The organism is Candidatus Clostridium eludens (genome assembly GCF_045310515.1).
Lineage (GTDB): Bacteria > Bacillota > Clostridia > Clostridiales > Clostridiaceae > Clostridium_B > Clostridium_B eludens.
This window is the reverse complement of the sequence record NZ_JBJHZX010000047.1, coordinates 17,396-30,457: the sequence shown is the minus strand read 5'-3', so window position 1 is coordinate 30,457 and position 13,062 is coordinate 17,396. Positions and strand designations below refer to the sequence as shown.

Below are 13,062 nucleotides of genomic sequence, written 5' to 3'. Positions count from 1 at the left end.
ATTTAATCTCACCCGCATAGCAGGCGGTTTTTAGTTTCAGGCACTAAAGTACCTTCAACTTGTTAAAACATAATAAACTTATTTGACTTATGTCATTAACGCTGTGACTTAAAATATAATTTGTTCCACTTCCTATGCCCTGAGACTTTATAATGCCTTTTCTAATAAGATCCTTTAAGTCAATAAGTGCTCTATCTCTATTTACATTATTAAGCTTTTAGTAATCTCCGTTAGTTATTTTTCCATTTTTTCTTATAAATACAAGACCTATTATTGTTTATCTTTACTAAATTCACTTTTATCTTGGATTGTCAGCATATTCTTATTGTTTTTTAGTAATATAATTATGATTTCATTATATAAAATAAATTATTGTCTTTCTGCAACAATCCGTTTTATATTCCATATTTCTTAACCTATTGTAGAATATAATATGTATTAAATTTCAATTTCAAAAAACATTCCTTTTCTTTTCCTTTTCTTTTCCTTTTCTTTTCTCTCACAGTTAATTGAAAAAGAAATTTTATACTAATATCCACTTCGAGGCTTTTGTGCTATTACTTTTATTTTTTATACTTTTATCCTTATGTGACATCTCATTTAATATCTTGCTTATCTTTCTATATTTTTGTTCATCAGTTAATATATCCTGAAGTTTGCCCATTAATAAATCATCTATTTCTTTTCTTGATGCACTTTTATATTCATTTAAATAATTGATTACCAAGTCTTTATAGTAACCATTATCAAATCCTCTATTCCTTATATACTGAGCTTTTTGTTCCATAACAGACGCTATTTTAGATGTAACATAGATATTAGGGTATTTACCTTCTATTAATCTCATTTTTCTCAATGTATTTCTTTCATTCTGGCTTAATGGTTCCTTTTTCTGAACTTTATCTAACGCAATTACCAACTTTAGTTCTAAATTTGTATTATTTATTAATAGTTTTGTATAATTTTCATCAATTATTTTTCCACTAATCTTAACAGAAACTCTATTCTCTACTTTCAAATCGTAATCAGGTAGTGGAAAATACCTTTGCATTTGCATAATAAACATCTTCTTGATTCCACTTCCTATAGTGTCTATCATATTTAAGCTTACCATAGCATTAGCTAAAAACTGATTTCTATAAAATTCTTCTGGTGAATCCTTTTCTATGACATTTTCAATTGTTTTCGGAATAAAACTCCCTAAGTTAGAAAAAATTAGTTCATCAGGTTTTTCAACTACATTTATTTTTCCGCCTAAATTATAATCTTGATGAGCTATGCAGTTATGAAGAACTTCTCTTATTACAAATGTTCATATTGAGTTATTTCTGTAGGAAATAATGTATTTTCCGTTAAATACCTATATTTTAGATTTCTTATTTTTTCAAACACTCTATCAACAGAAATTATAAAAGGTGGGCCAAAATGCTCATAATCTTTTTCCATGTTTCTTTCATCTTTTAATATCCATGATATTTTAGCAACAGCAGGACTTAAATAATGTTCTGATTCTTCTTTTCCTAATAGAAGAATTGCTGTTTTTGTCATTTTCCCATTTACTGTCAGCTTAGCTTTGTTTAGAAATACCTCATCATGCCAACTATCACATTCTTGTTCCAACTTAGGATTTTTTATTTTATATTGTTCTCTTGCTTTCAATATTGCATTTTTATCCAAATCATTAATTGTTGCATCTTCACAAATAAGCGAAGATCAATCCGTCACCATATTTTGATTTCTTATAAATTCAAGTTCTTGAATATTTAAAGCTCCAAGAGATTCTCCATCTCTTCCATAATAATGTCCTTTCCATGCCATAGGTACGCTTTGAGGAGATGGTGGAATTTGAAACATTATTATTCTTTTATTTTCTATCTCCAATTCGTGTATTTCAATAAATGTAATATTATTGGATGTATGCATTGCTATATCTTTTTTTAATGCCTGGAGTCTTTCAGCATTATTCTTATAGTTAGTTCCAACTATATCTCTTGGTTTTCCTTTGTCTTTAACACCAAAAATAATCCATGCATATCGTTTATTTTTTAAATTTGCTTCATTACTTAGCGCGGAAAAATATTTTCCTAGATCTTCAAAGCTAAAATCATTTTTTGCTTCTTTAAATTCCACACATTCATTTTCAACAGGTAAATTTATTAATTCCTTAAATAAATTATAAATATCACTATTTACCAAGAATTACTCCTCCCTTAATTATTTACTCTGATAAAATTTTTAATGTATTGTACTTAATCCTATTAATATTCATTATATATTTTTTATACTATTTAGTATGACAATACCACTAACGATACTAAATTACAATATCGTTTATTATATGTGAATATATAACCTTACTACAAATACCTTAATCAAAATATTTTGGCATTCTTCTCAATTCTATTTCATTTTTCTATTAATGCCTTAAGATACCTTTGTGTTAAATAACGTATATCTTTTAATTTTAAAAAATCAACTATTTCCCTCTTACTTTTAGGATCATTGCAAATTTCTAATATTTTATTCCTCATATCTTTCTTCTTATCTTGTTGATAATGAACAATATTCTCTATTTGTCTAGAATTTCCTTCCTCATATAATCAGCAATCAATTTGTCTAATTTCCAACTTAGATTTAATGTATCCATATTTATTGTCTCTTTATTTAAAATGTCCTGTAACAATTTATTATTTAAAGTTTCTCTGACTTCTTCTATTTGACGCTTCATTTTTATATCCTTATCCATATAACCCCCTATACAATTAACAAACTTGCTCCACAAGCAAATTATATCATTATTTCTCACATATAATCAATATGAATAAAGGATTATTTTGGGGGATTATCTTGATGAGACATACTGAAAATAAAGACAAAAATTTAATTGGTGACAGAGTAAAATATGCAAGACTTAAAAATAAACCTAAAGTAACTCAAAATGATTTACTTGCCAGACTTGCCGTAAGAGGCATAGAACTTGAAAAAACAACAATATCCAAAATTGAATCTAAAACAAGACCAGTTACAGACAAGGAACTTATTGCTATTGCCGATGCATTAAATGTAAGTATACTATGGCTCCTTGGAAAAGAGTAATAATATTCTCTTTTTAATGTATTTCATGCATATATCCCCTTACTTAAACATAATGGGTTTCATTTATAATTAAAATTTAATAGCAAAATAACAAGTTCTATGAAATTATCGCACTTGGCATTACACTGAGCACACAGCTTACAGTAAGCTGCAGATTTCCTATTACAAAAATATTTATTATTAGTATTAGTTAATATCCTAAATATACAGTAAAGGAGCAGGAAAAATCAAGTGATTCAGAGGTTCAGATGGAGAAATGCTTATCTCCATCTGAACATTGGAAGAACCTTTCCAGGCCAGCTGTTAATTTCCTGCTGATAGACTGTCTAATTCTAATAAACATTGAAAGGAATCTATATATCTATCACAAAGTAACTGTATTTCTTTTTTTGAGTCACATGCATATTCATCATATACTCCAATGGTATAAAAACCTGCACTCTTTGCCGTTCTGATTGCATAGTCGGCATCTTCATAAACTATGGTATCTGCTATACTTGCTTTCATTTTCTTTAGAGCAAGATAATAGATATCCGGCTTGCTTTTCCCTGTACCAACCTCATCGCAGCATACCACAAAAGAAAAATACTGTAACACTTCCAGACGTTTCAGTACTACCTCTGCCAATTGTACTGGTGTAGCTGTAGCTACACACATTACTACGTTATTTCTTTGTAAATATGAAAGATATTCTTTGACATATGGTTTTAATGGTATTTCATACTTATACTTATCTTTAATTAATTGATTCATATCAAAAATAATTCGTTCTGGGCAATCGCCGATTTTCAACTCTTTTCTGAAATAGTTGGCTGATTCTGTCATAGACATTGCACTTATGATTTCATTCAAGTTTTTTGGGGCTTTAACTCCCTTTTTTGTAAAATAATCTTTTCCGAGATTCTTCCATACAGGCATAGAATCTATAATGGTGCCATCCATATCAAAGATAGCATGTCTATATTTCCTCAATACATATTCCTCCATTTATAATTTTTTAAGTTATATTGATTATACTATCAATTACAAACATGTGAAATATCATGGTACTGCCTTTCCTCTTCATAAGGTTTCTATTAACTAAGCACAAGATTTGGGCCTTTTTCTGGTAATTTCCCTAATCTCATCTTGATGATAAACCTTGGTAGAGGAATCCCCTCCAGTAAGATACATTTGCACAATCAAAAGAGCAAAAAAGCCCAGTATTACTGGACTTTTTCGTGCGTCAATACTATAATATTGACGCTCTTTTATGGCGGAGAAAGAGGGATTTGAACTATTCAAAGCTTAAATCCATTGATACTACTGGATTTAAGCAACATTTAAATCAAAATTACTACAATTAATACTACATCACCAATAACTTTTAATGCATATTATTATATCCTATATTCCGCACGTAAAATTTAACATTTCTTAATATTGATTTATCCATAAGATCATTATTATGGATAAGATTATTCCTTTCATCACCAAATAACCCTTATTAAAAACAAGGAATATATTAGACATTAATACAAATCAATATATTTCATCATAATGTCTACAACAAGTGTAATTGTTGCATTTACACATATTGTATTATATGAATTAATTTATAAAAATACATGTTATATCAAGGTTGTTGTTCCATAATGTAGAGGAATTACATGCGGAATGTAAGTTATATATTCAATAATTATAAATTCCCTATATAATTTGTAATTTCTAACAAAATAAGAAGCTTGTATATTGATATTACGAGCTTTTCACTAATGCTACCAATAGGACTTGGATCTGTGGTCTACTGATTACGAACTGGGTAACACATAGAAAAGTTATGTAATTTAAAATTATATAAAGTCATATAATTGTTCATATTAAAGGCTTATAACCATCTAAAGAAATATATTATAAAATAAAAAATATTTTTGTAAAATAGTCTGGTTAAAATACCATTCTTTTATTTCTTACTTTATCCATTCTTACAGTAAAGTTTAATCAAAATTTTATTATTTCTACCCTATCCCCTTCAATCATAATTATATCCCTCATTTCATCTGAACCATATGACCCTGAAAATTCTAGTTCATCTGTATATATAACAATTTCCTCATTTATAGAATAAACATATCTATCTAATTCTGTCGTGTATAATCCATCTTTACTGTAAGGATATTTTTCATATTTAACCTCATTATACTTTGTATTCATTAATTTAACAAATGCCTTTTCTGCATCAGCAACAACTAATTTATCATCATCTATGTAGTAATTCAAATTTCCAATGTGATCTACAGTGTTAATATTAAAATATCTTATATTAAACATTAAAATCATTAGTTCATCTGTTAATCTTGCTTCCTTTTCTTTCTGTGTTTCATTAGATAATATTTTTAACCTTCCATGATGGACGTTTCCAAACAATCTAGAAAAGCTATCATTTTCTTTAGATATCGCCACATAATATAATTCAAAACTATTAAATACTTTAAAATCAAAGTCATCCTCAACTTTAAATAAAAACTTGTCCTTAAAATACTGATCTAGAAATATATCTGGAGTAGCCCAATATATAACATGTTTTTTATCTCCTCCAGTTATTCTAATTAACTTATCTCCCATTTCTATATAAACACTATTTCCTGTTTGTTTCTTGTAATCCATAGCAAATTTTATAGAAAGGTTTATTTCTGGAGAAACTATATCTCCCATGATAATTTTAAATTTGATTACTCCAAATTCTTTTGGCTTCCAACACACATCTTTAAACTTTAATTGCTTTCGATGTACTATCATATATATTTTACTAGACTTTACATATTCCCTAACTTCCTCATCTTCCCAAAACCACACTCCCTCTTGATTACTAATAGGCGGATAAGCAAGATCTAATTCACAATTTAATGTTTTCATACGCAACTCCCTTCTCCTAGCAAGTTTCTTATCATTTTATCATCAACATTATAATAACTCCCATACCTTAATTCAAATAGCACCAACACATTTAAATATTATTTTTACATTACTTTTTAATAAAGCATACAGTTATCAGCATAAAAAGTTTTGATTAATCCTCATGGCATCAATGGTTGTTTCAAAATTACTCCTTAACTAAGAGTCTATCTTTGAATAATTTGAATTTTTCTAAAAGCACTAAAACCACATGACAACTTAGTAAGCCCCAAATAAGAAGGATCTTACTTTTCAAATGTAGCCAATAATTTTGTAAAGCGATTCATCCATAATTGAGTAGCTTCTACTGTCCAACAGCGAGCCTTAAATTTAGGATTTCTTTCTTTATTCTTTTTCTCCTCACCACGGGAAATTATAATTCTAGTGTATATACAATTATTCAGTCTAGTATTTCTTCTAGTTGTTATGTGCATCATGACAATTTGCACTCGTTATTATTATTGCCAACTGTACTCCTCGTCAAGCTATGTGAAAATCAAAAATCAATGTAAGTTTTGAAAAACCACTTTTATTTTTGAGTAAAAAACCTTATGGTAATTACAAAATACGATTTGAGAAGCTTTAAAAGTAATATTTAGATGCTCAAAGTTATATGCTTATGAAAGTTCATTCCCTCATCTCTAATATCCTCTTTATTTAATTATTGTATGATAAAAGAAGTTATTTTAGGATGGGCTCTAAATATATTTTCTTAATTCTCAATATAACCCTATGGCAACAAAATAAAACAATCTAATAATAACTAATTAGTTTCTATAATAGGCCCATTTACGCCTATACTTTTAAAAAAATAATATTTTACCTTTTCTACTTTCTCTAATGGAGCAAACTTTCTTCTCATCAACCTCAATAATCTATTATCACAAGTTGAAATTATTATTTGGGGTCTCTCATCCTCGTTATTGTACATTAACATCCCTCTTATCAAATCAACAAAGGCATAAGCATTTAAATCATCAAAATGTTGAACCGGATCATCCATCATAATTGTCTTTAATCCTGACCACGTCTGTGTTAGTGTACTACTTAGAAATATACTTAGTCCAACAATATTCATTTGTGCTTCAGACAAATACATAAATGGAGGTAATTTTTCATCATCATTGCCAGCGGCGTGGTTGTGATTTATAAACACATCAACGACTGCCGTATCTTTTGGATCAAGTTCTAGATTACCAAAACCATAAACAGGCCTAAGTCTATTAAGTACAGTAGATGCTAATGGCTGTATTGCGGTACAATATCCTTTTAATGCCTTGTTGTGTTGGGAAAGTAGGTTATCTTTAAAAACCTTAAGTATTGCTAGAGCCTGTCTTGAGTCCTTTATTTTTTTCTGAATTTCTGATATTTGTTGTTGTTTTGTTTTCTTTTCTAGTTGCAGTTCATTGAGATGTATGCTCCTATGCCTTACTTCTAAAACTGTTTCTTCAAAGATTACTTTTTTGTTAAGTTCATTTAATGTTTTGGATTGTGTGATATAACTATCAATATGTTTCTGTAATTCTTCAATTTCAACGTTACTTGATATATTCAAAACATTAAATGAACGTTTAATTTTATCAATGGCTGTTCCATTCCTCATTAAACTAGAATTGAGTTGCTGTATTTGTTTCTCGTAACCCTCAATCACTTGAATTTGATTTTTTGTTTCCAGAAGAACATTATTTAGTAAATCTAATTCTTTTTCATATTTTAATCCTTTCAAAGATATCTCTTTTTCTAACTTTATTAGTTTATTATCCAAAGTTGAATTATTTAATGTTGCAAAGTTTGCATTCTCCATAATTATTGATTTAAGATTATTAATAATTTTTCTAATTTCATCCGAACTATTTATTTCACTACTGTATTGATTTTTTAGTTTATTTAAATTTACTTTGGCTTCATTAGTAATTTTCATTAAGTTCTCTATATCAATAAGTAATTTTTTCTTTGTTTCGGTTAAATCTTTTATACTTAAGATTTTCTGATTTATTTTATCATTACTCGTAGATGCTGCAACTTCATCAAAATCAATATTAATTTTCATAGTTTTATTTTTATAAGACCGAATAAATCTATTAGCAGTTTCAATATTCTTCTTTATAATTTCTTTTCGAAATTTATACTTATTAACCTTAGATTCAGTTATTGAAATTGAATCATTTAATTTTAGGATTTTCCACGAAATCAAATCTAACTTCTTATTACATTGGATGATATCATAAGGTGTATCTCCTATTCTCTCATTAACCGTTTTAAGTAATTGATCAAAAGAATTATGACTTTTACCACAAACAGGACATTCTGAAGATTTTATATGCTGCCTAATACCAATTAATAAATTTTTAAAATCATTATTTACCTCTTGCTTACTTTTAATTTCGTTATTCAATTCATCCTGTACACTTTTATCATCAATTAGCTGCTTTTTTAGTTCTAGTAAACTGTTTTTTAATTCATTTACTTTAATGGAAATATTTTTTAATTCCAATTCCTCACATTCAACAATTTTAAATGATTCTTGTAGTTTAGATAAGTTCCTCTTGATATCTGACATTTCATCAATAAGATTCGTATCTCTTTTTATCTGGTAATCAATATTCTCAATTTCAATTTGTTTTTTTGCTATATCTTCATTTGCTCTAGTCAAAATATCTTGAGTTTTTTCTATTTCTGAATTAATATTTTTAATAACTGTTTGAGAAACATATGATTTTTCTTCAAATAATAGCAGCTTTGAAGAATTATCTATATGACCGCGTAACCGGTTTATTGTTTCATGTAACACTTGACTTTCTTTTTGCATTCTTGTTAAGCTTACCCTTTTTACTTGTTCATCATCTTTGAGAAGTTTTAAATTTATTTTAGCCTCTTTAAGCTTTTCCTTTAAATTAGAGTTCAGTTCTGTTTGTTCATTAATAACTTTGATTATTTCATCTCTATTAATGATTAATCTTTGTAATTCCTGCAATGCAATTATCGTTTTTTCAACTTCGTTAACCTTATTCTCTATAGATGCACTTATTTCTCTAAGTTCACTAACATTAATTTCTTCCTTATATTTATCTGATATTATTTTTTCCTCAAGTAATTTCTCTATAATTATTTTTACCTGTTGGTTATTATTAGTCACATCCACTATTTTTTCTTCACTTTGTTCATTTATCTTAAGTACATTAATGTCTTCCTCAATTATCTCTAATTCACTTTTTAAGATTCCTAACTTATTTCTATCTTTAAGAACCATAGTATTAATTTCTTTTAATAATTCTATACATCTATTTTCTGCTTGAACATAATCCTCTAGCGAAAGCATTCTGCCTAAAATATCCTTTGGTAGTGAAGAGCTCTTGCGTAACGAGTCTATTAATTCGGTTTCAGACTGACTTATTATATGAGAAGCCCTGAACATCTTCACTAACCTGGATACCGGCTCATTTGAGTCCGTTTGTGTTAACCTGTGTAAAATTTCAATTCTATCCTTTTTTAAATTCCCGTCTAAAAAAACTTTACTTTCACAGCCAAATACACGCTTAATACTATGCTCGTTATTACCATTTTCTTCTTGTGCCAAAAAATTCAATTCAACAAAACAATCTTTTTCACAATTCAAATTGCATAAAGGATTATGAACAAACTTCTTATTTTCTAATCGTTGAATGCCACCCGTAACTACAAAATCGATGGCATCAAAGAATGATGTCTTTCCAAGGCCATTAGGCCCTGCTATGACTATTAAATCTGCATCTAAATTAAATTCTTCATATGTAGCATACGGACGAAACCCTTTAATCTTTAATGATTTCAATTTTACGCCTTTAGGTTTAATTTTCGAAACTTTATCCTGATTTTGGATTTCTATACATCTGTTTTGTTTTGAATAACTTACTTTTTCAAAGAGTAATTGAATTATTTTGTTTCTATCGTTCGCCTCAAACCTTTTCTTTACTAATAAGTTAGACAATCTAGTGTCCACACCTATATTTTTTAATAGCTTTTCTGCAGTTTCAGGTAGGAATCTAAAGGTTTCTCTTACAGGCAACTCCATAAATGGTAATCTTGAAATGCAATTATTAAAAGTAGATCCTTCAAATGGTAAAACAAACTTTCTAAAATTAAATTCATCTCTTTCAATCTCACTAACTATTCCCAAAGAATTCTTATAAATACTTTTAGGTATTAATAAAATTAAGTATAAGTTATTATAATTTCCAGAAAATCTTTTCTCAGTGTATTCTGCAAAATCATTTTCCAGTAACCTCCATGAATTATACAGCTCATTAACTGAATCTAGTTGTGCAAAACCTATAATATCTTGTGCAAGCTCTATAATATCTTGTGCAAAGATACCATGGGAATTTTTGGGGAGGATAGCTACTTGTTTAGAATCACTCCATATAACTTTTTTAAAAAATTCTTGATGCTCCTTTAGGAAGTCCTCTAATAAAGGTTTAATCTTACTATTCATTCACTTGTCCTCCTAACATTCCTGTTACCCTTCTTCTAAAATCTTCTATGCTTGTACATTCGCCTAAATTAAATTGCATAGCCAAAATACTACTTAGTATTGGTTCAGTATTAAGGTAATTACCAAGTTGTCCACCTGTATCAGTAAATCTAGGTGTTCTTTTGTAAGTTCTGTCGGTCGCAAATATTAAAATGTTATCGTCTGGTTCCTCATATAATAATCTCTTCTTTTTTTCATACTTTATATCATCTAGTAGATCAGCATAGCCGCACTGGTTCTTTAAATCAACAACCATAATACTATACTTACACTCCCCAATAATTAATCTACCATGAAGCCTTTTAGGATCTAATATTTGAAAACCAGCAAATCTTAATGCCGCTAAAGTAGATATAAAATTCCCGAAAGCTTTACATTCTGAGTCAGCTTTCCAGAAATCACAATTATCTTTATGTGCTTGCCACCTGCAAAGATATTTAAATATTTTAATTGTTTTATTTGCATCCCATGTATAACATTTATTTAATTGTTCATTAAAAATATCATGTCCTATGTCTCTCTCCGACTTTTCCAGACTGCAACTATTAATATTGGCCTCAAAGTCAGTTTTTCCAATAATACTTTCAACATAATCCCATATTATTTTTTTGTATGCACATACGGGCCTTGGAGGATTTGGGTATCTTTCATCACCACTTATCGATTGTCCATCAACTGTATGAATAATTGCTTTATTAAAAGGATATCTTTCTGTTCCAGAACCAGGCATCGTTGACAATGGTAAAACTAATTCTACAGCATGAATAGCTTTCTTATTGTTTCTAAATCTCGCTTCATAACAAGATGATAACCCCAATCTTGGAATAATACTATAGGTATTCATGGGATACTTATCATTATATTTGTAATAACCGTTAGGAAATATACTTGAACTAAATCCAAAACTATCATTATCTTTTGAAGCAGAGTTAACCATAATAACCATGGCATTTTTTTTATGGATATTAAGCCACGGTTCTTCATATAAAAATTTATTTGTTTGCATAAGGAAGTCCTTATGAGATGGCTTGGGATTATATTGTGGCACGAAACCTATCCATTGGATGAGTTCATCTTCTCTATGTTCTAACTTTTCATTTTCAATAGCGCATGCTATCTCCTTTATACTTTCCCTTCTTTCAGTTATAGCCACCCAATCAAAACAAATTGAAACAAAAAATTTAATTGGATTTTTTGCATTAGTTTTAAAAATAATAACCCATTTACCCTCAAGCATCATTCTGTTGTCTTCTCCTAGTGGAGAAGGTCTTAACTTAGGCTGTAAATAGTACTGAGCTATTCCATTACTTTTAACAATTATTATTGCTGTATTTACCCACGTTGCCTCCGCAATTTCATTTTTTATCCACCCAACCATCTGGTTCTTTAAATTTGTTTCAAATGAACTTTTTTTTAATAAATCAATAAATTCCTCCTTTAACAGACCATCTATACATCCTATGTATACTTGATTAGGTATATTCGAGTTCCTCATTTTGTCTATTATTAACAATGCCCCTTCTTTGCCTGGTATTGAGTATTCCGGTGAAAGAACAAAATCTATATTCCTATTCAACCCATTTTTACTATTATTTTCCGAGAGGTTTAGTATGTTATTGATACATTCCATTTGTCTATCTTTTGAATCATCTAACAGTTTATATGGGTAACATGATTCATCTACTTCTAAAAAAGGTTGCATAAAAAGGATTCCTAAATGCTGGGTCGAGGAAAACTGTAAATTTAAATCTATGTCTATAATTTCTAAGTGTGTAAAATCATGTTTGACATTTTCTAGGGCTTCAATATCCTGGGGTGAAAATATTTCTAAAGCACGACTAATATCAATAGCTCCTAAATTAATACTTCCTGGGTTACCCACAGATCCAGTAACAATTACACCTATAACATAATTATCATGAAGCAATGGTGAACCTGATATCCCCTGAAAATTTTGTAATGATGATTGCAACTCCAAATTAATATTGTAACTTTTTACATTATCCTCATCAACTATCCCTAATATCTTACCATTAATCCACATATCCTCCGACTGTTTATTTAAAGAATAACTAAAACTATACCATTCTAAGCCAGAACATGGGAGCTCTTTTTTTAAGCATAGACATGATATACCGGTAGCTTCTGTTTCAAGTTCAAGAAGAACTAGATCAAGTCCTTTTTCAATGGAAAGTTCTATATTCTTAGGCTTAGCATTTATGGTTATTTTTCCATTTTGTTTGTCTGTAAATACTAAAACTATTGGTTCACTATTTAAAATGTATTCTTGAACTGCATGTCTTGCGGTCACTGCTAGTTTAGGAGAAACCAAAAAAGCTGTTGCCTCCTTATTTCCACACTTTAATTTAGAAATTGCTTCCTCTACTGATTTTATATTACTAGCCATTTGTATTGTCTCCTTATATAATTCAATTATTAGAGGTTCTTCATATCCCTAATCTTTTATCATATAATTATATATATCAATCGATTTTCCGTTTCTCCAAAGAATCCTTCATAAT

The 13,062-nt window shown here is 28.8% G+C and carries 9 protein-coding genes; 1 reads left to right on the top strand and 8 read right to left on the bottom strand.

Annotation, left to right across the window (positions count from 1 at the left end; all coding sequences use genetic code 11):
• Positions 1-523: 523 nt before the first annotated feature.
• The 4 genes from ACJDU8_RS21510 to ACJDU8_RS21495 form a co-directional block, all read right to left on the bottom strand.
• A complete protein-coding gene (locus ACJDU8_RS21510; protein WP_479723076.1) occupies positions 524-1,099 on the bottom strand; it encodes a hypothetical protein in 576 nt (191 codons plus the stop codon).
• Positions 1,100-1,302: 203 nt separating this feature from the next.
• Positions 1,303-1,677, bottom strand: coding sequence for a hypothetical protein (locus ACJDU8_RS21505; protein WP_406794230.1), 375 nt, complete (start codon positions 1,675-1,677; stop codon positions 1,303-1,305).
• Positions 1,678-1,713: 36 nt separating this feature from the next.
• Entirely contained in the window at positions 1,714-2,196 is a 483-nt protein-coding gene (locus ACJDU8_RS21500) for an ATP-binding protein (protein WP_406794229.1), read from the bottom strand.
• 373 nt (positions 2,197-2,569) lie between these two features.
• Complete coding sequence (locus ACJDU8_RS21495; protein WP_406794228.1) at positions 2,570-2,746, bottom strand: hypothetical protein; 177 nt, start codon at positions 2,744-2,746, stop codon at positions 2,570-2,572.
• Positions 2,747-2,850: 104 nt separating this feature from the next.
• Between ACJDU8_RS21495 and ACJDU8_RS21490 the strand changes: the two genes are divergently transcribed.
• On the top strand, positions 2,851-3,096 hold the full coding sequence (locus tag ACJDU8_RS21490; RefSeq protein ID WP_406794227.1) for a helix-turn-helix domain-containing protein: 246 nt from the start codon (positions 2,851-2,853) through the stop codon (positions 3,094-3,096).
• A gap of 303 nt (positions 3,097-3,399) precedes the next feature.
• On the opposite strand, the gene ACJDU8_RS21485 is transcribed toward ACJDU8_RS21490, so the two are convergent.
• The 4 genes from ACJDU8_RS21485 to ACJDU8_RS21470 form a co-directional block, all read right to left on the bottom strand.
• The gene (locus ACJDU8_RS21485; RefSeq protein ID WP_406794226.1) at positions 3,400-4,068 is read right to left on the bottom strand and encodes an HAD family hydrolase; all 669 of its coding nucleotides are present in this window, start codon (positions 4,066-4,068) and stop codon (positions 3,400-3,402) included.
• Positions 4,069-5,076: 1,008 nt separating this feature from the next.
• Positions 5,077-5,991, bottom strand: a complete 915-nt coding sequence (locus ACJDU8_RS21480; protein ID WP_406794225.1) for a hypothetical protein — start codon at positions 5,989-5,991, stop codon at positions 5,077-5,079.
• An 802-nt stretch (positions 5,992-6,793) separates the two neighbouring features.
• A complete protein-coding gene (locus ACJDU8_RS21475; protein ID WP_406794224.1) occupies positions 6,794-10,501 on the bottom strand; it encodes an AAA family ATPase in 3,708 nt (1,235 codons plus the stop codon).
• Positions 10,494-12,947 carry a S1 family peptidase gene (locus tag ACJDU8_RS21470; RefSeq protein ID WP_406794223.1) on the bottom strand — a complete coding sequence of 818 codons (2,454 nt, stop codon included), beginning with the start codon at positions 12,945-12,947 and terminating at the stop codon, positions 10,494-10,496. The genes ACJDU8_RS21475 and ACJDU8_RS21470 overlap by 8 nt, the downstream gene beginning before the upstream one ends.
• Positions 12,948-13,062: the final 115 nt, after the last annotated feature.